22 protein-coding genes are annotated in these 24,726 nt (G+C 59.2%); 5 read left to right on the top strand and 17 right to left on the bottom strand.

Annotation, left to right across the window (positions count from 1 at the left end):
* The gene (locus tag ACA060_RS24675; RefSeq protein WP_497313764.1) at nt 1–1,269 is read left to right on the top strand and encodes an OprD family porin; all 1,269 of its coding nucleotides are present in this window, start codon (nt 1–3) and stop codon (nt 1,267–1,269) included.
* Nucleotides 1,270–1,277: 8 nt separating this feature from the next.
* On the opposite strand, the gene ACA060_RS24670 is transcribed toward ACA060_RS24675, so the two are convergent.
* Nucleotides 1,278–1,511: a DUF2790 domain-containing protein gene (locus ACA060_RS24670; RefSeq protein ID WP_497313762.1), complete on the bottom strand. Its 234-nt coding sequence runs from the start codon at nt 1,509–1,511 to the stop codon at nt 1,278–1,280.
* Between the two features lie 643 nt (nt 1,512–2,154).
* On the opposite strand from ACA060_RS24670, the gene ACA060_RS24665 reads away from it, so the two are divergent.
* Nucleotides 2,155–2,844, top strand: coding sequence for an energy-coupling factor ABC transporter permease (locus ACA060_RS24665; RefSeq protein ID WP_109634921.1), 690 nt, complete (start codon nt 2,155–2,157; stop codon nt 2,842–2,844).
* 63 nt (nt 2,845–2,907) lie between these two features.
* Nucleotides 2,908–3,123 (top strand): hypothetical protein, encoded by a 216-nt coding sequence (locus ACA060_RS24660; RefSeq protein WP_497313760.1) that lies wholly within the window; start codon nt 2,908–2,910, stop codon nt 3,121–3,123.
* 1 nt (nt 3,124) lies between these two features.
* On the opposite strand, the gene yacG is transcribed toward ACA060_RS24660, so the two are convergent.
* From yacG to pilB, 5 genes are read right to left on the bottom strand one after another with little or no spacing between them, the layout of a single operon-like run.
* Nucleotides 3,125–3,325 carry a DNA gyrase inhibitor YacG gene (gene yacG / locus ACA060_RS24655; RefSeq protein ID WP_307338417.1) on the bottom strand — a complete coding sequence of 67 codons (201 nt, stop codon included), beginning with the start codon at nt 3,323–3,325 and terminating at the stop codon, nt 3,125–3,127.
* Complete coding sequence (coaE, locus tag ACA060_RS24650) at nt 3,322–3,945, bottom strand: dephospho-CoA kinase (protein ID WP_109634918.1); 624 nt, start codon at nt 3,943–3,945, stop codon at nt 3,322–3,324. Before coaE ends, yacG begins: the two co-directional genes overlap by 4 nt.
* Nucleotides 3,942–4,814: a prepilin peptidase gene (locus ACA060_RS24645; protein ID WP_497313757.1), complete on the bottom strand. Its 873-nt coding sequence runs from the start codon at nt 4,812–4,814 to the stop codon at nt 3,942–3,944. The genes coaE and ACA060_RS24645 overlap by 4 nt, the downstream gene beginning before the upstream one ends.
* Before the next feature lies 1 nt (nt 4,815).
* Nucleotides 4,816–6,033 carry a type II secretion system F family protein gene (locus ACA060_RS24640; protein ID WP_109634915.1) on the bottom strand — a complete coding sequence of 406 codons (1,218 nt, stop codon included), beginning with the start codon at nt 6,031–6,033 and terminating at the stop codon, nt 4,816–4,818.
* A gap of 2 nt (nt 6,034–6,035) precedes the next feature.
* On the bottom strand, nt 6,036–7,736 hold the full coding sequence (gene pilB / locus ACA060_RS24635) for a type IV-A pilus assembly ATPase PilB (protein WP_497313755.1): 1,701 nt from the start codon (nt 7,734–7,736) through the stop codon (nt 6,036–6,038).
* 225 nt (nt 7,737–7,961) lie between these two features.
* Between pilB and ACA060_RS24630 the strand changes: the two genes are divergently transcribed.
* Nucleotides 7,962–8,369 carry a pilin gene (locus tag ACA060_RS24630; protein WP_010467585.1) on the top strand — a complete coding sequence of 136 codons (408 nt, stop codon included), beginning with the start codon at nt 7,962–7,964 and terminating at the stop codon, nt 8,367–8,369.
* Nucleotides 8,370–8,680: 311 nt separating this feature from the next.
* Nucleotides 8,681–9,034, top strand: a complete 354-nt coding sequence (locus tag ACA060_RS24625; protein WP_109634911.1) for a BON domain-containing protein — start codon at nt 8,681–8,683, stop codon at nt 9,032–9,034.
* Between the two features lie 283 nt (nt 9,035–9,317).
* Here ACA060_RS24625 and ACA060_RS24620 read toward each other — a convergent pair whose 3' ends face one another.
* From ACA060_RS24620 to ACA060_RS24570, 11 genes are all read right to left on the bottom strand, one after another.
* Complete coding sequence (locus ACA060_RS24620) at nt 9,318–9,614, bottom strand: DUF2845 domain-containing protein (protein ID WP_497313752.1); 297 nt, start codon at nt 9,612–9,614, stop codon at nt 9,318–9,320.
* A complete protein-coding gene (locus ACA060_RS24615) occupies nt 9,614–12,568 on the bottom strand; it encodes a DUF748 domain-containing protein (protein WP_497313750.1) in 2,955 nt (984 codons plus the stop codon). The genes ACA060_RS24620 and ACA060_RS24615 overlap by 1 nt, the downstream gene beginning before the upstream one ends.
* A 93-nt stretch (nt 12,569–12,661) precedes the next feature.
* A complete protein-coding gene (locus ACA060_RS24610; RefSeq protein ID WP_497313748.1) occupies nt 12,662–13,678 on the bottom strand; it encodes a class I SAM-dependent rRNA methyltransferase in 1,017 nt (338 codons plus the stop codon).
* A gap of 175 nt (nt 13,679–13,853) precedes the next feature.
* Complete coding sequence (gene acs, locus ACA060_RS24605) at nt 13,854–15,791, bottom strand: acetate--CoA ligase (protein ID WP_497313746.1); 1,938 nt, start codon at nt 15,789–15,791, stop codon at nt 13,854–13,856.
* Between the two features lie 194 nt (nt 15,792–15,985).
* A complete protein-coding gene (pgi, locus tag ACA060_RS24600) occupies nt 15,986–17,650 on the bottom strand; it encodes a glucose-6-phosphate isomerase (protein ID WP_109634900.1) in 1,665 nt (554 codons plus the stop codon).
* Between the two features lie 225 nt (nt 17,651–17,875).
* On the bottom strand, nt 17,876–18,256 hold the full coding sequence (gene panD / locus ACA060_RS24595) for an aspartate 1-decarboxylase (protein ID WP_003228271.1): 381 nt from the start codon (nt 18,254–18,256) through the stop codon (nt 17,876–17,878).
* A 194-nt stretch (nt 18,257–18,450) separates the two neighbouring features.
* The gene (gene panC, locus ACA060_RS24590) at nt 18,451–19,311 is read right to left on the bottom strand and encodes a pantoate--beta-alanine ligase (protein WP_109634898.1); all 861 of its coding nucleotides are present in this window, start codon (nt 19,309–19,311) and stop codon (nt 18,451–18,453) included.
* On the bottom strand, nt 19,308–20,108 hold the full coding sequence (panB, locus tag ACA060_RS24585; protein WP_497313743.1) for a 3-methyl-2-oxobutanoate hydroxymethyltransferase: 801 nt from the start codon (nt 20,106–20,108) through the stop codon (nt 19,308–19,310). The genes panC and panB overlap by 4 nt, the downstream gene beginning before the upstream one ends.
* Nucleotides 20,109–20,474: 366 nt before the next feature.
* Complete coding sequence (gene folK, locus ACA060_RS24580; protein WP_497313741.1) at nt 20,475–20,960, bottom strand: 2-amino-4-hydroxy-6-hydroxymethyldihydropteridine diphosphokinase; 486 nt, start codon at nt 20,958–20,960, stop codon at nt 20,475–20,477.
* Between the two features lie 3 nt (nt 20,961–20,963).
* Entirely contained in the window at nt 20,964–22,364 is a 1,401-nt protein-coding gene (locus ACA060_RS24575; RefSeq protein ID WP_109634893.1) for a polynucleotide adenylyltransferase PcnB, read from the bottom strand.
* A 903-nt stretch (nt 22,365–23,267) separates the two neighbouring features.
* Nucleotides 23,268–24,704, bottom strand: coding sequence for a sigma-54-dependent transcriptional regulator (locus tag ACA060_RS24570; RefSeq protein WP_109634889.1), 1,437 nt, complete (start codon nt 24,702–24,704; stop codon nt 23,268–23,270).
* Nucleotides 24,705–24,726 lie beyond the last annotated feature (22 nt).

The raw sequence follows: 24,726 nt of genomic DNA, 5'->3' as shown, positions 1-24,726 counted from the left end.
ATGAAACAGATTTTTCCAACAACCGGTTCGGTGTTGTCCATGGCGGTCGTCTCGGGTTTCTCCTCCGGCGCGATGGCGGCCGAGGGTGGCTTCATCGAAGACACTACGGCCACCTTGCAAGCGCGCAATTACTACTTCAGCCGGGACTTCTCCGACATCGTCGGGGCCAACCAACAATCGAAGGCCGAAGAGTGGGCGCAGGGCTTCATCCTCAACGTCAAATCCGGTTATACCCAAGGCCCCGTCGGTTTTGGTGTGGATGTCATTGGCCTGCTCGGCCTCAAGCTCGACAGCAGCCCGGACCGGGTCAATACCGGTTTGCTGCCGGTAAAGGATGACGGGCGCGCGGCGGATAATTACAGCCGTCTGGAGGGCGCATTGAAAGTGCGTTTTTCAAAAACCGAACTGAAGGTGGGTGAGCTGCAACCCAATTTGCCGGTGCTGGCGTTCAGCGATATCCGTTTGCTACCGCCCAGCTATCAGGGCGCAAGCATCAGCTCGAACGAGATCAATGGCCTGACGGTGCAAGGAGGGCATTTGAACTCGACCAGCCTGCGCAACGAGGCCGGCGACGAAAAGATGCAAGCCATGTTCGGTCACGTACCGCAGCGACAAGTCAGCAGCGACGGCTTCAACTTTGCCGGCGCCGATTACGCCTTCAACGATAAACGCAGCTCGGTCAGCGCCTGGTTCGGGCAACTGGAAGATATCTACAACCAGCGTTTTCTGGGCCTCAAGCACAGCGAACCACTCGGTAACTGGATCCTGGGCGCCAACCTTGGTTATTACGATTCGCGCGAAGACGGCAAAAAACTGCTGGGTAACATCGACAACCAGGCGTTCTTCTCCTTGCTGTCAGCCAAGCGCGGTGGGCACACGTTCTATCTCGGCTATCAGGGCATGTTCGGCGACAGCGCGTTCCCGAGGGTGTTTGCCAACATCTCACCGCTGGGCAACGAGGTGCCAACCTATGAATTCGCCTACACCGACGAGCGATCCTGGCAAGCGCGCTACGACTACGATTTTGCCGCGCTTGGCGTGCCTGGGCTGACCAGCACCGTGCGCTACATCAGCGGGGGCAATGTCGATACCGGGCAAGGGTTCGAGGGCAAGGACCGCGAGCGCGATCTCGATCTCGGCTATGTGTTGCAGAGCGGCAGCCTCAAAGGCCTCGGGATTCGCGTGCGCAACGTGATGGCGCGTTCCAACTACCGCAGCGATATCGACGAGAACCGTTTGATCCTCAGCTATACGTGGACGTTGCTATGAGGCGCTAGTTACAGGTTGCTCGTGCAGTTGCCCATGACTTGATAGGTCACTTGATGCGTCTGGCCCTGGTGATCGATGTAGACCATGGTGGCTGGCACGACGTCGCAGGCCGTTGCGGTGTCTGTTACTGACACCACTTCGGCGATGTCCAGCGACTGTGATGGGGGGGCGGCCGGCTCGTTGCTGGCAGCTATGGCGGAGGTTGCGATCAGGGTCAGAAACAGGCTGGTCAGGGTTTTCATTTTTGTGGGCTCGGGGTTGATTCTGATGTTTGAAGTTTAGTCTTTGGCAGTGAGTGATAAAGGGGGCTGGGTTTGATTCAGCGTTGCAGGGAACGTAACAATCGCTGTTTTTGGTTGAGGTCATATCCGTTTCTGCGGTAACGGCAGCTATTGGTTCCGCCCTTACGGCGGGTCATTTTGGAAAAGCCCCAAAGTAACCAAAGGGCTCTTGCCCCTTACGTTCGGTGCCTCGCCCAGGCTCGGCATGCCCTCGCTCCGGTCCTGCTCCGTGGGCCCGCCGCCATCGGCCATCCATGGCCGGGGGCGGCTAACCCGGCATCCTTGCCGGGTTGCCCGCTGCGCAGAACCTCCACTCGGCCTCTCGAAGGGGCCGTGTCAGTCGACATCATGGCGGATGCCAGTCCGCTTTCGCGAGCAGGCTCGCTTGTATGTTTAGACTTGAAGGGAGGGCGGGACTACAGACTCGATTTTGCTTTTGATCTTGATCTGGCCCGTCGGAAGGCCGGAACCAATAGCAGCCGTTACCGCAGGAACGGATACGCCCCCAATCATGGAGCCCCCTCCCGAAATCGAAGCGCACTCAAAGCCCGGTGTAGACTGAGGGCCTGTTCTCTTTTGGCAAGACAAAGGAGTGTGCCCAGACATGATCGGCGCCGAGTTACTGTCACCTGAAACCCTCGCAGCAGGGTGGTTGATCTATATACCGGTGCTGGTCTGGGCCGTTGCGCGAGCGCCGTGGGTCGAGCTGTTCAGCGACAGGCGCCGCCAGCATCTGCTGTTCGGCACGGTGTTCGCGCTGTTCATGCTGTGGCTGGTGCGTCGCGATTTCGATACCGGCGTGTCCTACCACTTCATCGGCATGACCGCGGTGACGCTGTTGCTCGACTGGCCACTGGCGATTGTCGGCGGGTTGGTCGCGCAAGCGGGGTTAGTGCTGCTCGGGCGCCAGGATCTGCTGGCGATGGGGGTCAATGGTGCGCTGTTTATTCTGCTGCCTGTGCTGGTCACCGAATGCTGCGCGATCCTGGTGGAGCGAGCGCAGCCGCGTAATCCCTTCGTGTATATCTTTGTTTCCGGGTTCTCGGCTGCAGCGCTTTCGGCGTTGTTGTGCCTGGTGCTGGCGCTGACGTTGCTGTGGTATGACGAGCGTTTCGCCATGCCTTATTGGCTCGAGGATTTTGTCGGTTACCTGTGGCTGATCATTTTTCCGGAGGCGTTCATCAACGGCATGGTGGTCAGCGCACTAGTGGTGTTCTGCCCCGAGTGGCTGGAGACCTTCAACCGCACACGTTACCTTTCGGCGCCCTGGAAAGACGACGATCCCAAGTCTTGATCCACATCAAATCCAACCATCGCTGACGCTTCCATGCTCCGCAAAACCTTCAGGAGCATCGAAATGAGTGTCTACGAATGGGCAAGGCAGGAGTTGCGTCAGAGTCTGGATGGCGCGCAGGAAGTGGGGTTTGATCCGGGATTGAGCCTGCGCGCCTTGCTCAGTGCGGTGGTGCAGCAGAGCAAGACCGTGCGCAGTGCCGAAGACCTGGCCGACGAGTTGCGCTTTCTCGCGGAAAACCTCGATGAAGACCAGGACTACGGCTTTATGCGGCCTTGAATCAGTGACGCGGTTCGAAGTCTTCGCTGAACATATCGTCTTCGGCGTCCGGGCTGACCGGGATCTTGTGTTCTTCCGAGGCCCAGGCGCCCAGGTCAATCAGCTTGCAACGGTCCGAACAGAATGGCCGGAATTTGTTCTCGGGACTCCATTCAACAGGGGCTCCGCAGGTTGGGCAATCGACGGTTGGGGTTTGGCTCATGACTGGCCTCCACGCAATGTAAGGTAAAAGTGATGCAGGCGTTCGACCTCGCTGTGCAGCCAGGCGAGGTCGCGGTCGTTGACCACCACATCGTCGGCGTGGCTCACGCGGTCCTGGCGGCTGGATTGCGCCTTGAGGATCGCCTGGACCTGTTGCTCGCTGGTCTGGTCACGCTGCAAGGTGCGTTCGATCTGTAGCTGTTCCGGGGCATCGATCACCAGGACCCGTTGGGTCATGGCGTACTGCCCGGACTCGATCAGCAACGGCGAAACCAGAATCGCGTAAGGCGATTGTGCCTTGGCCAGGTGATCGGCGATTTCCTTGGCGATCAGCGGATGCAGCAACGCTTCGAGCCAGCGGCGTTCCTCCGGCACTTCAAAGATCAGCTTGCGCAACGCAGCGCGATCCAGTTGCCCGTCGGCTTGCAACACGCCGGGGCCAAAGTGTTCAGCGATTTGCGCCAATGCCGGGCGACCCGGTTCCACCACCCAGCGCGCCGCATGATCGGCGTCCACAACGTGTACACCGAGGTCGATAAAGTGCTGGGCAGCCGCGCTTTTGCCGCTGCCGATGCCGCCGGTCAGGCCGAGAATCCAGGGTTTTTCCACAGGGGTATTCATTTCAAACCGACAAACTGCCAATAGAAGCCGGTTATTTGACCACCCCAGAGCAAGGCAATCCAGCCGGCAATCGCCAGAAAGGGTCCGAAGGGGATCGGTGTCGAGGTTTTTGCGTGGCGCAGGCGCAGTAAAATCACGCCGATGATGGCCCCCACAAGGGATGAAAGGAGAAGGGTCAGGGGCAATATCTGCCAGCCGCCCCAAGCGCCGATCATGGCCAGCAGCTTGAAATCGCCGTGACCGATGCCGTCCTTGCCGGTGAGCAGCTTGAACAGCCAGAACACCGTCCACAACGTCATATAACCGGCCACCGCGCCCCACAACGCCTCATGCAATGACACGAACAACCCGAAGCTGTTGACGATCAACCCCAGCCACAGCAGCGGCAACACCAGTACATCCGGCAGCAGTTGGTGCTCGGCGTCGATCAGGCTCATTGCCAGCAAGCCCCAGGTCAGCACCAGCACCATGCAGGCCTGCCAGCCGAAGCCGAAATGCCAGGCAATAAACGCCGAGAGCAGACCACAGGCCAGTTCAGTCAGCGGATAACGCTTGCTGATCGCCGTGGCGCAGTTCGAGCATCGCCCCCGTAGAAACAGATAGCTGAGCAGCGGAATGTTTTCCCAGGCGCGGATTTGATGGTCGCAATGCGGGCAGTGGGAATGAGGCAGCATCAGGTTATAGGCCGGGCCCGGCGCCTCGGGCGGCACGCCCAACACGTCATGGGCTTGCAGCCGCCATTCGCGGTGGAGCATTTTCGGCAGGCGCCAGACCACCACGTTGAGGAAGCTGCCAACCAGCAGGCCGACCGCCAGGGCGATGCCTACGAACACCAGCGGATAGAGGATCAGGATTTCGTTCAAGGGCATGTCAGATCGCTGAGCCGAGTTGGAAAATGGGCAGGTACATCGCAACCACCAGGCCACCGACAATAACACCCAGCACCACCATGATGAACGGCTCCATCAGGCTGGTGAGGTTATCGACCATATTGTCCACTTCATCCTCGTAGAAGCTCGCGACCTTATCGAGCATGTCGTCCAGTGCACCGGATTCTTCGCCAATGGCGGTCAACTGGATCGCCATGCTGGGAAAGATGCCCGAGGTGCGCATGGAAAAATTCAGCTGCATGCCGGTCGACACGTCCTGCTTGATGCGCAGCACTGCACGTTTGAATACGATGTTGCCGGTCGCGCCAGCCACTGACTCCAGGGCTTCGACCAACGGCACGCCGGCGGCGAACGTGGTCGACAGGGTGCGGGCGTAACGGGCCACGGCGGACTTGTACATCAACGTGCCGATAAGCGGCAGCTTCAGTAGCCAGGTGTCCATCCGGTCCCGAAAGCCCTGGGAGGTTTTAAAGGCGTGGCGCACACCGAAGATGGCGGCGACCAACACGCCCAGCATCATCCACCACCACGCCTGCATGAACTCCGACAGGCCTATGACCATTACGGTGAAGGCCGGCAACTCCGCGCCAAAGCCCTTGAACACCGACTCGAACTGCGGCACCACCTTGACCAGCAGAATCCCGGTGACAATGATCGCCACGAAGACCACGGCCAGCGGGTAGGTCATGGCTTTCTTGATCTTCGCTTTCAGGCTTTCGCTCTTTTCCTTGTAGGTCGCTACCCGTTCCAGCAGGGTGTCCAGCGCGCCGGCCTGTTCACCGGCATCAACGAGGTTGCAGTACAACTCATCGAAATACTGCGGCTTTTTGCGTAGGGACGCGGCGAAGCTGTTACCCGCCGCGACTTCCTGTTTCACCTCGTCCACCAGTTTGCGCATGGCCGGGTTGTCGAAGCCTTCGCCGATGATGTCGAACGACTGCAGCAGTGGCACGCCGGCTTTCATCATGGTCGCCATCTGCCGGGTAAACAGGGCAATTTCCTGAGCCTTGATACGTTTGCCGAAGCTGAAAATCGAGGCGGATTTCTTGCGCACCCTGCCGGGGTTGATTCCCTGCTTGCGCAGCTGAGCCTTGATCAACGCTGGGTTGAGTCCGCTCAACTCGCCGGTCATTTTGGAGCCTTTGCGGTCCGTACCTTCCCAGGCGTAGACACTGATTTTTGCTGCTTTGACCGCCATGTTCAGTCCTTGGTGACCCGGTTGATTTCTTCAAGGCTGGTGATGCCTTGCATGGCCTTGCTCAATCCCGAAGTGCGCAAGTCGTTGAAACCGTCCTTGCGCATCTGGATGTCGATTTCCAGTGAATTGCCTTCGGCCATGATCAGCCGTTGCAGGTCCGGTGTGTTCTTCACCACTTCATAAATCCCCACTCGCCCTTTGTAACCGCGGTTGCACTGATCGCAGCCGACCGGCTCATAGATCGTGAACAAGCCGATGCGTTCCTCGGGGAAGCCTTCCTTGAGCAACGCCTCGCGGGGAATCTCGATGGGTTTCTTGCAATGGCTGCACAGTTTGCGCGCCAGCCGCTGGGCGATGATCAGGGTCACCGAGGTGGCAATGTTGAAGCCCTTAATGCCCATGTTGTGCAAGCGGGTCAGGGTTTCCGCGGCGCTGTTGGTGTGCAGGGTGGAAAGCACCATGTGCCCGGTCTGGGCGGCCTTGATGGCGATCTCGGCGGTTTCGAGGTCGCGGATTTCACCGACCATGATCACGTCCGGGTCCTGACGCAGAAACGAGCGCAGCGCCTGGGCGAAATCCAGCCCTTGCTTGGGATTGACGTTGACCTGATTGATGCCTTCCATGTTGATCTCCACCGGGTCTTCGGCGGTAGAGATGTTGATGTCCACGGTGTTGAGGATGTTCAGCCCGGTGTAGAGCGACACGGTCTTGCCCGAACCGGTCGGCCCGGTGACCAGGATCATGCCCTGTGGCTGCTTCAGCGCAGCCATGTACAAGGCTTTCTGTTCCGGCTCGTAGCCGAGGGCGTCGATGCCCATTTGCGCGCTGGACGGGTCGAGGATCCGGATCACCACTTTCTCGCCCCACAGGGTCGGCAGGGTGTTGACCCGGAAGTCGATGGATTTGGTCTTGGACAGGCGCATCTTGATCCGTCCGTCCTGGGGTTTGCGCCTCTCGGAGATGTCGAGGCTGGCCATGACTTTCAGTCGCGCCGCAATGCGGTTGGCCAGTTGGCTCGGCGGCTTGGCGACTTCGCGCAGCATGCCGTCGGTGCGCATCCGCACCCGGTAGGTTTTTTCGTAGGGCTCGAAATGCAGGTCGGACGAACCGCTCTTGATCGCATCGAGCAACATCTTGTGGACGAAGCGCACCACCGGCGCGTCATCGGCATCCTGGCCTGCGATGGAGTCCTTTTTATTGTCATCGACCGACTCGATATCCAGCCCGTCAAGGTCAACATCGGCCATGTCTTCCAGGCCGGTGGATTGGCTGTCGAAGAATTTATCGATGGCATCGCCGAGTTTATCGTCCTCCACCAGAATGGCTTCGGTGTTCAGTCCTGTGCTGAACTGGATGTCATTGATGGCTTGATGATTGGTCGGGTCGGAAACCCCCACGAACAGCTTGTTGCCACGACGCCAGAGGGGCAGGGCGTGGTGCTGACGGATCAGTTTCTCGCTGACCAGCCCTCGGGGTTGGGTTTCTTTATCCAGGCAATTGAGGTCGAGCAGCGGCATGCCGAAATGCTCCGAGGCAATCTCGGCGACCTGTCGGCTCTTCACCAGTCTGTTCTGCACCAGATAACTGACCAGGGAAATTTTGCTGCGTTGAGCTTGCTGATACGCCTGTTGCGCGCTTTGGTCAGTGAGCAGTTCGGCCAGAACCAATTGCTTGGCCAGACCGCTAAGGGCGATGTCATTCATTGGGATACCGGACGCAGACAGTTCATGACTTATAGCCTAGTCAAGGAGCTGAGCCAAACCAGCGGCCGTCAGGTGACAAATAGTGTCAGATAGTGCGGATCCTGGGGGTAGGAAGGCTCCATGCCCTGGTTTTGTGCCCCGAAAACAGGGAGTGCAGCGCTTGGCACGGGCTGTGCTCAAGCTCATTCAGATCATGAGATTTCGACTCATGCATGGAGCCTGTCTATGAATACTCAAAAAGGTTTTACCCTGATCGAACTGCTGATCGTGGTGGCGATCATCGGGATTCTGGCGACGTTTGCGTTGCCGGCTTACTCGAAGTATCAAGCGCGTGCCAAGGTGACGGCCGGCCTGGCAGAGATCACGGCGTTGAAAGTCCCGTTTGAGGACCTTATGAACTCCGGCACCAATCCGGATCTGACGAAGGTTGGCGGAACCGCCACGACCTCCAATTGCACGACCACGGCAGCGGGTGTCGCGACTGATGGTACCGGCACCATCGGTTGCACGATTCTCAACGCTCCAGGTCCGGTCTTGAGCAAAACCATTACCCTGACGCGCTCTCTGACTGGCTGGACTTGCGCCACCACAGTCGCTCAGGAGTACGCGCCTAAAGGCTGCACAGGCGTCTGATACTCGCGGTTAACAAATGCCCCGCCTTTCACGAGGTGGGGCATTTTTTTTCTGTCGAAGGGAAAAACTCTTAATAGAAAGAAATTCTCGACAATTCATGGCCTTAGGCCCGCCTCAAAACCCGCAACTTGCATGTAGAGAATCTCGAAGTCATGCAATTTGCATGATTCCGAAAATCGGGGTATTTCATAAGTGACTGTTTTATAAGGATTTATTGCCTGTCTCAAAGTTGGCACAGCGTTCGCAACATACCCAGTAACCCTGCTGACAAGACACACAGCAGACTTTCTAGAAAAACAGGAGTTACTCGTATGAAGAAGTTCGCTATCGCTGCCGCTGCTGCTACCGCGCTGACCCTGACCATGGCCAACGCTGCATTCGCTCAAACCCAGGCGACCCAGGCGCCAATGGTCCTGGCCGCCGGTGAAGTGACCCAAGCCAAAGAAGCTACCTCCGACACCTGGATCACCACCAAAGTCAAAGCAGACCTGGTAACCGAAAAAGGCATTCCTGGTACCGACATCAAAGTCGAAACCAACAAAGGTGTTGTGTCTCTGTCGTCCACCGTTGCGGTGACTGACGCTCAGAAAGCCACCGCCGTGGCTATCGCCAAGAAAATCAAAGGCGTCCAGGCGGTCTCCGCTGACGGCCTGAAAGCCGAGTAAGGCAAGACTTCTCGCCTGGACTGGGAGAAGGCGCGGCAGGCGGGCCGAGCAATACGCCTGCCGCATCTGGAGAGTTCATGCGAAAGGCCACAAGGATGTGGTCATTACAGGCCTCCGACATTCGTGTCGGGGGCCTGTTCTATTGTGGGCGCCGCAAAAACCACTGTGGGAGCGGGCTTGCTGGCGAAATCGGTGTGTCAGCCAACATCAATGCTGAATGACGCACCGCTTTCGCGAGCAAGCCCGCTCACACATTTGTAAGTGCCCACTTTGGATGGTGGGTTCAGTTCCCGCGTTTGCTGGTGATCTGTCTCAGCCGATTGCCTTCAAACCGCAGGTACTGATACATCCCGCCATTGGGCCCGTAGGTCCATTCCTCGACCTGAAACTCTTCCCGTCGGTTGGCGCTGCGCTTGTAGCCCAGCAGATCGCGGCTGACCGGTTCACCGCATTTCTGCAGCACTTCGCTGGACCGGTCGCCGACGCTGACCAATTGACTGCCGCAGCGCAAGGTATCGGCCGCCGAGGCCTGGCTGGCCGCCAGTGCCAGGGTCAGGCTCATCAGCACTCGTCTGATCATCACTCGGCATCCAGGTGCATTGGCGTCACCACCCGACCGTCACTTTCTGCCTCGCCCAGTTGGGCGTCGATGAAGTAGACGCGGTCATCGGCCATCTGCGTCTTGTCCACCAGGTAATCCTTGATGCTGCTGGCGCGCTCCTGACCGAGCTGGCGCAATAGCACATCGCTGGAGCTCCAGAACTTGATCACGTCTGCGCGCATTTTTGCGGTGCGTTCTTCCTTGCCCAGGTCCTTCCATTCTGCGGGTGGCTGGGTCTTCAGGCGGGTGCGGTAGATCCCTTCCAGCAGCGGACCTTTCTCGCCGTCCGGCACCTGCACCAAGGAAGCCTGGGCCGGAACCTTGTCACCGCGCCGCTGGAGCATTTTGTAGTAGTTGTACTGGTATTCGCGTTCAAGCCGTTGTTCGGCAATCAGTGGGCCGTCGCTGCTGGCGGCGGCCGTGCCTTCGATTTCCAGGCGCAGGGCAGGACGTTCCTTGAGGGCTTGGGACAGTTTGACCAACGAAGCCTCGGCGTCCTTGCTCAGATCGCTTGAACCCGGTGCAAACGAAACAGTGCCCAGATCTTGCGAACCACTGCCACTGACCAGCCCGCCAATCATTTTGAACGGGGCGGCAGCGGCTTTGACGATCAGGTTGCGCAGGGTCTGCCAGACGATCGGCATGACGCTGAATTGCGGGTTGTTCAAGTCGCCGGTCACCGGCAGCTCGATGGAAATCTTGCCATCGACGTCCTTGAGCAAGGCGATCGCCAGTTTCAGCGGCAGGCTGACAGCGTCCGGACTGTCGACTTTTTCACCCAGTTGCAGTTGCTCGACCACTACTTTGTTCTCGGCCTTGAGCTGGCCCTTGACGATGATGTAGTGCAGGTCGAGATTGAGCCGACCCTTGCGGATACGGTAACCGGCGAACTTGCCGGAGTAGGGCGTCAGCGTGGTCAGTTCCACGCGTTTGAAACTGGTGGCGATGTCGAGGCTGGCCATCGGGTCGAACGGGTTGACCGACCCCTTGATGGTCACGGGCGCATAGCGGTCGACCTTGCCTTTGATATCGACGGTGGCCGGTTTTGCCTGACGGCTGTCGATGGTGCCGATCTGCCCGTTGAGCTGTTGCACGGCCGTGGCGAAGTTCGGCGTCAGGCTGAAGTCGGCGAAGTTCGCCGAACCGTCATTGATCGCAATGCCGCCAATGTGGATGCCCAGCGGTTTGTCCTTGCTGGCGGGTTTGGCAGCGGCGGTCTTGGCAACCCCGGTGTCGGCCGGTTGCGGGATCAGCAGGTCATCCACGTTGGTGGTGCGGTCATCGTTGATCATGAAGCGCACGTAAGGCTGGAACAGGTTGACCTTGTCGATCGTCAGGCTGTCGCCGTGTTGATAATTCAGTCCTTCGAGCACCAGTTGCTGCCACTTGAGGAAGTCGCGAGTCTTGAGGGTGTCGAGGGTATGCAGTTGATCGACCTGTGCTTTGCCGGTGACGCTGAACGCCAATGGCTCGGTGCTTTTCAGGTCGACCGCCAGATCACTGCCGAGCATGCCACTGCGCAGTTCCAGGCGAATGAACGGGTTTATGTAGGACTGGGCGACACGCAGGTCGATGTCCTTGGTCTGCACGTTCAGTTTGGCGCTGACCGGTGCAAGATTGACCACTCCGTCGGCCATGAGCTTGCCCTGTTTACCCACGCCGGTGTCGAGCTTGAGGTTAAAAGGCGAGCCGTTGAGGCTGTCGAAATTCTGCAGGTCCAGGTTCAGGGGGCCGACATCCAGCGCCACGACGGGTTGTGCCTTGCGATCGGCCAGATGCACCTGGTAATTGCGCAGTTGCACGTCTTTGAGCAGCACTTGCCACGGTTTGCTGGGTGGCGCGGGTTCAGGTTTCGGTGAATCAGCGGCAGCTGGAGTGCTGGTTGGTTCGGCGTTGGCTTTGACCGTCGCCTTGGAAGGCTGACTGGCGAACAGTTTCTGCCAGTCGAGTTGGCCATCCGCTTCCAGGGCGGCCCAGGTTTCCAGTTTATTGCTACGGATCTTGCCGACCACCACTTGCTGTTTGGCCAGATCCACGGTGGTTTCGCTGATGTCCAGACGCTCGAGTTTCGCCAGCGGTCGACCGTCCGGAGCCTTGATGGCGAAGGGCGCGACGCTGACGGCGACGTTACTCAGCAGCAGTTCGGTTTCCTTGGACAAGTTGAGCTTGTAGTCGGTACTCAGGTTGACGACGCCGTCTTCCAGCACCAGCGGCAATGCGTCACGCACATAGGGCCAAAAGGCTTTCATCTTGCCGTCGGTGATCTTCAACTTACCTTCGGAGGCAATCGGGATCAGGCTGAAGTTACCGGTCCAGTCGAGCTGTCCACCGGCCGGGCCGACGGCCACCAGGGTCATGTCGGCACTGTCTTCGGGCAGGGTGCTGAGGTTCTTCAGCTCGAAGTCGAGTTTGTCGTAGAGAAACTCGATGGGTTCGCTGGGGCGCAAATCCTGAAAGTGCACATTGCCGCCAGCCAGTTTGATCCGCTCGATGCGCAACGGAAACGGCTTGGCGTCCGGGTCGGCGGGAGTTGGCTCACTGGCGGGGATCTTGAACAGGCCCAACAGATTGAGTTTGCCGTCCTTGCCGAAGAGGATTTCGGTCTTGGGTTTGTCCAGTTCGATATCGGACAGGTGCAGCGCTTTGGTCCACAGGCTGTCGATCTGCAAGTTGGCATACAGGCGTTCAAAGCCGACCTGTTCTTTGCCCGGCTCGCCGATGACCAAGCCCCAAAGGGTCACTTCCAGGCTGAAAGGGTTGAGTTCGATGCGGGAAATCGTGGCGGGCATCGTGGCGTAGTTGGCCAATTGTTGGTTGGCAACCCGCAACGCGATGCCCGGCAAAATCAGAAACCCCAGCAGGCTATAAAGGGCCAGAGCAGTCAACAATGCGCCAATAGCGCGAATCAATCCTTTGGGCATGTGCGGCTTCATCTGTCTGAATCGGAGTGCGTTGGAGTATGGCACGCGAATCCGGTTCCGAAGTGATCCTGCTTTATAGGATTAATCTGATTTTGCGGTGAAATTTCAGAGTTGCAGAATCAGTGTTTTCAGCGGCGGCTGTTGATCCATCGACGGGAAATCCGCGCCAGGTTTCATCACTGTCCACTCGCGGACGGGCCGGCCGGCCTTCTCGGCGCAACGCAAAACCTGTTCGCGCCAATCGTCCATGCTGACCTTTGCCAGGTTGTTGCAGCAGATCAGCACGCCGTTGTCGGCGGTGGTCAGCAGCGCGGGTTTGAGCAGGCTCTGGTAGTCGCGCAGCAGATCGACCGTGCCAAACGCGCTCTTGGCCCAGGCCGGTGGATCGAGCAGCACCAGGTCGTACTGACGTTGCTCAAGACGTTGGTAACTCGGCAGTTTCTGCCCGCGCCGTTGGCTGATCGGCAGGCCCGCCAGTTGTCGGATGGCCGGGAAGTAATCGGACTGGATGAATTCCATGGCCGGCAACTGCGGATTGAGCAGACCGTTCTCACGGCCGACCGCCAGATTGCCCTCGGCAAAATCCAGGTTACACACCTCGCTTGCCCCACCGGCGGCAGCACTCAAGCCGACGCCGCAGGTGTAGGCAAACAGGTTGAGTACGCTTTTGTGTTTGCTGTGTTCCTTGACCCAGCCGCGGGTGTTGCGCAGGTCCAGGAACAGCAGCGGATCCTGGCCGGCATGGCGCCCGCGAACCCGGTAGTCCAGACCCCATTCGTGGCCGATCAAGTCTTGCAGGGCGGCCTCGTCGGCGCGGTAGACGGTGTCTTCGCGGTCGATGCGCGAGTTGCCCCGGGAGCGGTCGTTGTAGACCAGCAGCGTTTCGAGGCCCAGGTGTTGATTGATGATCTCGTGCAGTTGCAGCAGCGCCTCACGCTCCAGTGCCTGGTGGAAGCTTTGCACCAGCAGTTGCGGGCCGTAGCGGTCGATGGTCAGGCCGCCGGCGCCTTCCTGGCTGCCGTGAAACAGGCGATAGCAATCGGTGCCTTGCTGATGCAGCTCGGCGAGCAGGTCCTGGCGATGATCGAGGGCGGCGCGCAGCGCCTGATTCAAGGAAGACATGCAGTGCGCCTTGCAGGAGGGAATTTGGCGCGGGAGTTTAACAGCATTGGCGTGAAGTCGAGGTGTTGCCATCGCGAGCAGGCTCGCTCCCACAGAGCTAATTGTTGGCTGAGCGTTTTGCGTTTCGCACAAAGCCAATATGGGAGCGAGCCTGCTCGCGATGCTGTCAGGTGCGTTACTGGTTCAGACGTTTGTCGATCAGCCCCTGCACCACGCTCGGGTCGGCCAGGGTCGAGGTGTCCCCCAAGCTGTCCAGTTCGTTGCAGGCGATCTTGCGCAGGATGCGCCGCATGATCTTGCCCGACCGGGTTTTCGGCAAAGCCGGTGCCCACTGGATCAAGTCCGGTTTTGCAAAGCTGCCGATTTCCTTGGTGACGTGGGCCAGCAGTTCTTTTTTCAGTTCGTCATTGGCCTCGGTGCCGTTCATGGGCGTGACGAAGGCGTAGATACCCTGGCCTTTGACGTCGTGGGGATAACCGACCACGGCGGCCTCGGCAATGCTGTCGTGCAGCACCAGGGCGCTTTCCACTTCGGCGGTGCCGATGCGGTGCCCGGAGACGTTGATCACGTCGTCGATGCGCCCGGTGATCCAGTAATCGCCATCTTCATCGCGCCGCGCGCCATCGCCGGTGAAGTAGTAGCCGGGGTAGGGTTTGAAGTAGGTGTCGACCATGCGTTGCGGGTCGCCATAGACGCTGCGGATCTGCGCCGGCCAGCTGGACTTGATCGCCAACACGCCGCTGCCGGCACCTTTGATTTCCTTGCCCGTTTCATCCAGCAACACTGGCTGCACGCCGAACATCGGTTGCGTGGCGCAGCCGGGTTTGATCCGTTGCGCGCTGACCAGCGGGCTGAGCATGATGCCGCCGGTTTCGGTCTGCCACCAGGTGTCGACGATCGGACAACGCTGCTCGCCGACGACGTTGAAGTACCAATCCCACGCTTCCGGATTGATCGGCTCACCGACGCTGCCGAGTAATCTGAGGCTCTGGCGCGAAGTTTCCTTCAGCGGTTCCGGGCCTTCGCGCATCAGCGAACGCAGCGCGGTCGGGGCGGTGTAGAAAATGTTGACGTGGTGTTTGTCGATCACCTGCCAGAACCGCGAACTGCTCGGGTAGCTCGGCACGCCTTCGAAGATCAGCGTGGTCGCGCCGTTGGCCAGCGGGCCGTACACGATGTAACTGTGACCGGTGACCCAGCCGACGTCGGCGGTGCACCAGAAGACTTCGCCCTCGCGGTAATCGAGCACGTACTTGAAGGTCATTGCCGCTTGCAGCAGATAGCCGCCGGTGGTGTGCAGCACGCCCTTAGGTTTGCCGGTGCTGCCGGAGGTGTAGAGGATGAACAGCGGGTCTTCGGCGTCCATGGGTTCTGGCGGGCAATCGTCGGTGACGTCGCGCAGCGCCTGGTGATACCAGAGGTCGCGACCTTCAACCCAATCCACTTGGCCCTGGGTGCGCTCGACAACGATGACGGTGCTGACGTTCGGGCAACTTTGCAGCGCCTCGTCGACCTTCTGCTTGAGCGGCACGAATTTGCCGCCGCGCACGCCTTCGTCGGCGGTGATCACCGTGCGGCAGTCGGCGTCGAGAATCCGGTCGCGTACCGAGTCTGGAGAGAAGCCACCGAACACCACTGAATGCACCGCGCCGATCCGCGTACAGGCGAGCATGGCGTAGGCCGCTTCGGGAATCATCGGCATGTAGATGCACACACGATCACCCTTTTTCACGCCACGGCTTTTGAGCACGTTGGCCAGGCGACAGACGTTGTGATGGAGTTTTTTGTAGGTGATCTGGGCGGATTCGGCGGGGTCGTCGCCTTCCCAGAGGATGGCGATCTGATCGCCGCGTTTTTCCAGATGACGGTCGATGCAGTTGTAACTGACGTTCAATTTGCCACCGGCAAACCAGCTGGCCTCACCGGTTTTCAGGTTATAGCGCTGGACGGTGTCCCATGGCGTGCTCCAGTCGAGAAAGCGGCTCGCCTGCTCGGCCCAGAAGGTGCTGGGGTGTTCGATGGATTGGCGGTAGAGGCGGTGGTAGTCATCTTGACTCAGGTTTGCAGCCCGGCGGACGGCATCGGCTTTGGGGAATGTGCTGATATCGAACATGACGGTTCCTTATTCTTGTTTTGCGACAAGTAATAAAGATGCGCCGAGTGACCGAAGGGTTCAAGCCGTGCGCTTAAACAACTGTGGGAGCGAGCCTGCTCGCGATGGCGGCTTAACATTCAACACAGATGTCGATTGTTAGACCGCTATCGCGAGCAGGCTCGCTCCCACAGAGGTTACCGTGTGGCGTCAGATCAACCGCGGTGACGACCGCGGAAGTAGTTGATCAGGCCTTGGGTGGAAGCATCGTCAGCCGGGGTTTCTTCGCTGCCGACCAGACGGTTGTAGACGCCCTTGCCCAGCTCTTTACCCAACTCCACACCCCACTGGTCGAAGGCGTTGATGCCCCAGACCACGCTTTGCACGAAGACTTTGTGTTCGTACATCGCCACCAGCGCGCCAAGACGACGCGGGCTGATGCGCTCGACCACAATGGTGTTGCTCGGACGGTTGCCCGGGATCACCTTGTGCGGCGCGATTTTATGCACGTCTTCTTCGCTCATGCCTTTGTCGCGCAGTTCGGCTTCGGCTTCCGGCAGGGTCTTGCCGAGCATCAACGCCTGGCTCTGCGACAGGCAGTTGGCATACAGCCACTGGTGGTGGTCGGAGACCGGGTTGAAGCTGACAATCGGCACGATGAAGTCGGCCGGAATCAGTTGGGTGCCCTGGTGCAGCAACTGGTGATACGCGTGCTGACCGTTGCAACCCACGCCGCCCCAGATGACCGGGCCGGTGTCGGTGGACACTGGCGTACCGTCCTGGCGTACGCTCTTGCCGTTGGACTCCATGTCCAGCTGTTGCAAGTGCTTGGTGATGTTACGCAGGTAGTGGTCGTACGGCAGGATCGCGTGGCTTTGCGCGCCCCAGAAGTTGCCGTACCAGACGCCGAGCAAGGCCAGCAGTACCGGCATGTTCTGGTCGAAAGGCGCGCTCTGGAAGTGCTGGTCCATGGTGTAGGCACCGGACAGCAGTTCCTTGAAGTTCGACATGCCGATGGCCAGTGCGATTGGCAAACCAATAGCCGACCACAGCGAGTAACGGCCGCCGACCCAGTCCCACATCGGGAAGATGTTTTCTTCGCGGATACCGAATGCCACCGCCGCCGCGTTGTTGCTGGAGACGGCGATGAAGTGACGATACAGCTCGGCTTCTGAACCGCCTTGAGCCAGGTACCAGGCGCGAGCGGCTTGCGCGTTCTTCAGGGTTTCGAGGGTATTGAAGGATTTCGACGAAACGATGAACAGCGTGGTCTCGGCGCGCAGCTTCATGGTCAGTTCGTGGAATTCACTGCCGTCGATGTTTGCCAGGTAATGGCAGCGCACGCCTTTCTGGGCGTAGGACAGCAACGCTTCAGAGACCAGCTCAGGGCCGAGGAACGAGCCACCGATGCCGATATTCACCACGTCAGTGATCGGCTTCTCGGTATAACCGCGCCACAGACCGTCGTGGATGCGGCCGACGAGGTCGGTGATCTGATTCAGCACCTTGTGCACTTCAGGCATCACGTTGACGCCGTTCACCGACAGTTTGTCGCCGACCGGGCGGCGCAGGGCGGTGTGCAGGGCCGGGCGACCTTCCGAGGAATTGACGATTTCGCCGTCGAACAGCGACTTGATCGCGCCCTTGAGGTCGACTTCATTGGCCAAGCCCACCAGCAGATTGCGGGTCTCGGCGTTGATCAGGTTCTTCGAGTAATCGAGAAACAGGCCGCAACTGCTGAGGGTGAATTGAGTAAAGCGCTGCGGATCGGCATTGAAGGCCTCGCGCATGCTGAAATCCTGCATGGCTTGGCGGTGGTCATTCAACGCTTGCCAGGCGGGCAGAGCGGTAACGTCATGAGGAGTGCGGTAGTACGCCATCGCTGCGGGTTTCCTTTTTACTTGAACGGCTTTTTTGAACACTGAAAATCCCGGAGCGCCGTGGGCAGGCGTCCGGTCAACTGCGTCGACACGATTTCAATGACACAGGGCGAATACAGTAAACCTCGCGCTGCGATCTGTCTTGACTTTGTCTAACACGTTCCCGGTACTTTTTTATACACAAAGCAGGGAACGTTTCGACAAGCGGGAGGGGCGGCGGTTCGATCAGGCGACCTGAACCGGAATGGCATTGCTGGTGTGGCTCAGTTCATTGCCCGGCGCCATGTAGAGCATGCGCGGCTTGAAGTTGAGCAACTCGGCTTCGCTGTAATGCGCGTAGGCGCAGATGATCACCCGGTCACCGACCTTGGCCTTGTGCGCGGCGGCGCCGTTGACCGAGATCATGCGCGAGCCTTCTTCACCACGAATCGCATAGGTGGTGAAGCGTTCGCCGTTGTCGACGTTATAAATCTGGATCTGTTCGTATTCACGGATACCGGACAAGTCCAGCCATTCGCCGTCGATGGCGCAAGAACCTTCGTAATCGAGTACGGCGTGAGTGACTTCGGCGCGATGCAGCTTGGCTTTGAGCATGATGGCGTGCATGAGGGTTTCCCAGGTCGGAATCGAACGGCGGGCAGTTTGCCCGAAGGCTTCAGAGGCAGCAATACGATGTAAAAACTGACGCAGATCCCCTGTGGGAGCGGGCTTGCCCGCGATGGCGGCTTTCCACTCAACATAGATGTTGAAGTGATGGCCTCATCGCGAGCAGGCTCGCTTCTACAGGGGTTTTGTGGTGTTCAGGCGGTGGCGTCGAGGTTCAGGTGCAGGTTGTCGATCAACCGCGTAGTCCCCAGGAACGCCGCCACCAGAATCACCAGGTCCCGATCCTCAGGGGTCGCCGGGCGCAAAGTTTGCGCGTGACGAATCTCCAGGTAATCAGGGCGCAATCCCGCCGCTTCGAGCTGCTTGATCTGTGCGTCGATCAGCGCCGGGAAATCCCGGTCGCCCTGTTTGATCGCCTCGGCAATCTGGCTCAGGCCGCGATATACCGTCGGCGCAACGGCCCGTTGCTCTTCGCTGAGGAAACCATTGCGCGACGACAGCGCCAGGCCATCGGGCGCACGTACGGTCGGTTCGCCAATGATCTGGATCGGCATATTCAGGTCGTGGACCAGGGATTTGATCACCGCCAGTTGCTGGAAATCTTTCTGGCCGAAGATCGCCAGGTCCGGCTGGACCATGTTGAACAGCTTGCTGACCACCGTCGCCACCCCTTCGAAATGCCCGGGACGGCTGGCGCCGCACAGGCCTTCGGAGAGTTGCGGGACGCTGACGCGGGTCTGGCCGGCCATGCCGTCGGGGTACATCTCTTCGACGCTTGGCGCGAACAGCAGGTGGCAACCGGCCTGGAGCAATTTCTCCTGGTCGGCGGCCAGGGTCCGCGGGTACTTGTCGAGGTCTTCGCCGGCGCCGAATTGCAGCGGGTTGACGAAAATGCTCGCGACCACGAAATCCACCCGTTGGGTCGCTTTGGTAATCAGCGCGATATGACCGCTGTGCAGGTTGCCCATGGTCGGCACGAAGCCGATGCGCTTGCCTTCGCTGCGGGCACGGGCGACGGCGGCCCGAAGTTCGCGTACGGTTTTTACGGTGTTCATGCAGAGAATCCGTGTTCGATCCCAGGGAAAGTGGCTGCCTTGACTTCAGAAACGTAGGCGCTCAACGCAGCGTGAATACTGGTCTGGCCGTTCATGAAGTTTTTTACGAATTTAGGCACACGGCCGGTAATCGACAGGCCGAGCATATCGTGCAGGACCAGGACCTGGCCGTCGGTACCACTGCCGGCGCCGATGCCGATCACCGGAATGCCTACCGCCTGGGTGATTTCCTGGGCCAGTTCGCTCGGTACGCACTCCAGCAGCAACATGGCTGCACCGGCCTGCTCCAGGGCGATGGCGTCGGCGCGCATTTGCCGTGCCTGGTTCTCGCTGCGGCCCTGGACTTTATAACCGCCCAGGATGTTCACCGATTGCGGCGTCAGGCCCATGTGCGCGCACACCGGGATGCCGCGTTCGGCCAGCAGACGGATCGAGTCGGCGAGCCACAAGGCCCCTTCAACCTTGACCATGTGCGCACCGGCCTGCATCAACAGGGCGCTGTTGCCCATGGCTTGTTCGGTGGTGGCGTAGGCCATGAACGGCAGGTCGGCGAGGATCAGCGCATCGGCGTTACCGCGTTTGACGGCTGCGACGTGGTAAGCCATTTCCGCGGTGGTCACCGGCAAGGTGCTGTCGTGACCCTGCAGAACCATGCCGAGGGAGTCGCCCACCAGCAGCACTTCGACGCCAGCCTGATTGCAGGCGTGGGCGAAGGTCGCGTCATAGCAGGTCAGCATGGTGATCTTTTCACCTTTTTGCTTGAGACCTTGCAGAGTGGTCAGGGTAATGGCTGGCATGAAAAGTTCCTCATTCAGGCGCTGTGGAAACTACTGCGAGTAACGCGCGTGATTCTTCGTTAAATACAGGCGCACGGTCTGTTGTCGTGCTTTTAAGGCCTGGATTGCGCCCTTCAATGCCGTGTTGGCGGCAGCGGGACGCCTATAGTCGTGAGGAGAACTCGGGAAGTCAATTGCATGTGTTACCGCATTGTTACGCGGTCGGTGTTACCGGGGTAACTGATGCGTTTCAGCAGCTGCAATCTGGTGTGCGACACAAAAACAATGTGGGAGCGGGCTTGCTCGCGAATGCGGTGTGACAGTAAACATTGATGCTGAGTGACACACCGCATTCGCGAGCAAGCCCGCTCCCACAGGGGATTTTTGTCAATTTTGGGAGAGGCGTTCCAGGCCGACGAACGGGCAATCGGCGAGTAGTGCCTTCAGGCTGCGGCCATCGGCCAGATGCAGCTCCGTCGGCGCGAGTTCGGCCAGCGGATACAGTACGAAAGCCCGTTCCTGCATGTGATAGTGCGGCACCTTGAGGCGTGGTTCGTCGATCAGCCGATCGCCAAACAGCACGATGTCGAGGTCCAGCGTGCGCGGCCCCCAACGCTCAAGACGCTCGCGTCCCTGTCCGTTCTCGATGGCTTGCAGCGCATCAAGCAAGTCCAGCGGCGCGAGCGTGCTGTCGAGGGCGGCGACCGCGTTGGTGTAACGCGGTTGGCCGGGCAGGAGCGAGTCGCTTTGATAAAACCCGGACACACCGACCAGTTCGGTCTGCGGCAACTGCGCCAGCGCCTCGACGGCGCTGCGCAATTGTTCGGCGGGGTCAGCCAGATTGCTGCCCATGCCGATGTAGATGCGTTCCATGGATTACTCGCCCGTGGCACTCGGTGCGCCGGCCGCGCGTTTGCGCTTGGCGCCACCGCTGCGACGACGTTTGCGTGGAGCGCCGGTGCCTTCATCCTTGCCGCTGAGGTCGCGGATCATGTCCCGACGCTCACTGTCGTTGGCGTCCTGATAGTCAGTCCACCATTCGCCCAGGCCATCGGTCTGCTCGCCAGCGCTTTCGCGCAGCAGCAAGAAGTCGTAACCGGCGCGGAACCGCGGGTTATCCAGCAACAGGTCGGCCCGCTTGCCGCTGCGGCGCGGAAGACGTTCCTGCATGTCCCAGATTTCGCGGATCGGCATGGTGAAGCGTTTCGGGATCGCGATCCGCTGGCACTGTTCGGCAATCAGCTCATGAGCCGCTTCCTGCATCGCCGGAATCGGCGGCATGCCACGTTCTTGCAGGCGCAGTACGCGGGCCGGCAGGGCAGGCCACAACAGGGCTGCAAACAGGAACGCCGGGGTCACCGGTTTGTTCTGCTTGATGCGCAGGTCGGTATTGATCAACGCTTCGCTGATCAAGGTGTGGGTGTACGTCGGGTTGTATTCCAGCGCCTCGGCACTGGCCGGGAACAGCGGATCGAACAGCTGCAGGTCGACCAGCATCTCGAAGGTGTCCGCGGCATGGCCAGAGAGGAACAGCTTGAGCACTTCTTCGAACAGACGGGCTGACGGGATCTCGCGCAACATCGGCGCCAAGTCGCGGATCGGCTGGGCGCTGTGTTTTTCGATGCCGAAATTAAGCTTGGCGGCGAAACGCACGGCCCGCAGCATCCGTACCGGGTCTTCCTGGTAGCGTTGCTTCGGGTCGCCGATCAGACGGATCAGGTGATTGCGAATGTCGTGTACGCCATTGGCGTAATCGAGAATGCGCTCGCTGACCGGATCGTAATACAGGGCGTTGATGGTGAAGTCGCGGCGTTGCGCGTCTTCTTCCAGCGTGCCGTAGACGTTGTCGCGCAGGATACGCCCGCTCTCGTTACGGGAAGACTGGTTGCTGTCTTCTTCGTCGTCGTTTTGCGGGTGATTGGCGCGGAAGGTCGCGACTTCGATGATTTCGCGGCCAAAGTGGATATGCACCAGTTTGAAGCGGCGACCGATGATCCGCGCATTGCGGAATTCGGCTCGCACCTGTTCAGGGGTGGCGCTGGTGGCGACGTCGAAATCTTTTGGCGTGATGCCAAGCAGCATGTCACGCACACAGCCGCCAACCAGGTAAGCCTGGTAACCGGCGTTCTGCAGGCGTTCGACGATGTTCACCGCGTAACGGCTGAACTGACCCTTTTGCAGCGAATGTTGGCCGCTGTTGAGCACTTCAGGCGTACTGCGAATGTGTTGCGTATGACGCTTGGGAGAACGGAATGACTGGAACAACTTCTTCAGCATGGGATGCACTGTTTGAAGGAATGTTCGGCCATAACGAAGAATGACCGCATGATGGGCGGGGATTCTAGCATTTAGTCGGGGGATGGTGTAGGAAGCTGCGCAAGCACTTGAAGGGCATGTCTGGAAGGCGAGTTTGTGTAGCGAACCGTGTAGCAGCTGTCGAGCCGCGCGCTGTGGTGAGGGGATTTATCCCCGTTCGGCTGCGAAGCAGTCGTGAATTTAGATAACTGGATGCGTCAGGCAGACGATGTGTTCAGGTTTTACGACTGCTGCGCAGCCGAACGGGGATAAATCCCCTCGCCACAGGGCAGCTGCTACAAGAGCTCAAACGCCAGAAACTACAAGGGGAGCCGAAGCTCCCCAAGAAAGTAGTTGCATGCTCTATTTTTATTTTTGATTCGGGCTTTTTGTTTTTATTAAGTGCCCTCGCCATGAAGCTTTTCCTTCATGACCCTCCCAATCGGGAGCCAAGAGCAAACGGATTGCTTTGGTCGCTGTGTTGCAGTGATCTTGCGATCCAACCAGTTCAGGCACTGTCTTAGGACAGTTTTTTATTATTCTCGGCCTGGTCGTGGGGCAAGCCCCAAATACAACGCCTCTCCAAAAGAATCAGTTAGCTGCGCCTCTCGCCGTCTTGTTTTTATTGTGCGTGAGTCGATTCGTCTTATTTTTATTGTCTTGTGCATTGCTTGTTATTGTTCTTGTACTAAACATATAGCAGGGTGCGTGCCAACTTTTGCGAGACCCAGTAAAACAAGGGGTTAGGCGGGTTGATGGGGTTTTTCGAGGCCCAAAAAAACCGGGGCTTCGTTACCGTAAGCCCCGGCTTCTGTTACGTGAAAAGACTGGGGTAACAGTTTTTTCACAAAGTCACGTGTTACCCGCACACCTTACAGGTGACGTTCAGCTCTCGCTGGCCACCCCGGTCTTGCGCCGCGGAATGCCCAGGCGCTGACGACGTTCCCACAGACATTTACGGCTCACCCCGAGTTTGCGCGCCAGTTCGGTTTCCGTCATGTGGTCCTGATGCTCAAGCACGAAGTGCTGGAAGTAGTCTTCCAGCGACAGGTCTTCGGTCGGCTCATGATTGTTGTTGCTGGCGCCGTTGCCCTGTTGCGGGGGCAGGCCGATGAAATCGTCGTCTTCCAGATCGCTCAGTTCGATGTCGATCCCCAGCAGCTCGGCGGAAATCTCCGGGCTCTCACACAGGATGACGGCGCGCTCGACGGCGTTTTCCAGTTCACGAACGTTACCCGGCCAGGAGTAATGACGAATCGCCTGTTCGGCATCCGCGGCGAACTTCAGGTCGGTGCGGTTGACCCGCGCGCTCTGTCGCGCCAGGAAGGCATTGGCGATCTCGTTGACGTCGGCACCGCGCTCGCGCAGGGCCGGCAGTTTCAGGGCGATCACGTGGAGGCGGTAATACAAGTCTTCACGGAACTGGCCGATCTTCGCCAGGCTCTTGAGGTCGCGGTGAGTCGCGGCGATCAAACGCACATCGACCTTCTGCGACTGCACAGAACCTACCCGGCGAATTTCGCCTTCCTGCAACACGCGCAGCAAGCGGGCCTGGGCTTCCAATGGCAATTCGCCAATTTCGTCGAGGAACAAGGTGCCGCCGTCCGCCGCTTCCACCAGACCGGCACGCCCGGCGCTGGCGCCAGTGAACGCGCCTTTTTCGTGGCCGAACAGTTCGGACTCGATCAGGCTTTCCGGAATGGCCGCGCAGTTCACCGAAATCATCGGCGCCTTGGCGCGTCGGGACAGGTTGTGCAGGGCGCGGGCCACCAGTTCTTTACCGGTACCGGATTCGCCCTGGATCAGGACATTGGAATCGGTCGGCGCGACTTTGCGGATCTTGCTGTACAGGTCCTGCATCGGCGGGCATGAACCAATGATGCCGATTTCGCCGTTGCTGTTATCGACACCCGGTTTCGCCGCGCCATTGCCGGCTTTGCCAGTGACCGGTTCGCCGCTGGCTGGCAGCGACTGGCGGTCACGCAGGATTCGGGCGACGGCCTGGAGCATTTCGTCGTGGTCGAAAGGTTTGGCGATGTAATCCACCGCACCCATCTTCATCGAATCTACGGCCGAACGCAGGCTGGCGTAGCTGGTCATGATCAGCACCGGAGTGCCCTGGCCGAGTTTGATCAACTCGGTGCCCGGGGCGCCCGGCAGACGCAAGTCGCTGACGATCAGGTCGAACGTGGGAATGGTGAAGCGTTCTTGTGCTTCCTGCACTGAACCGGCTTCGCTGACCTGGTACTGGTTACGTTCCAGCAGGCGGCGCAAGGCGGAGCGGATAATTGTTTCGTCTTCGACGATCAAAATGTGCGGCATTGATTCGATACTCTCGACGGTC

The sequence above is a fragment of the Pseudomonas sp. LBUM1671 genome (assembly GCF_059695685.1).
Note: the sequence above shows the minus strand (reverse complement) of the source record. Positions and strands in the feature narration are given on the sequence as shown.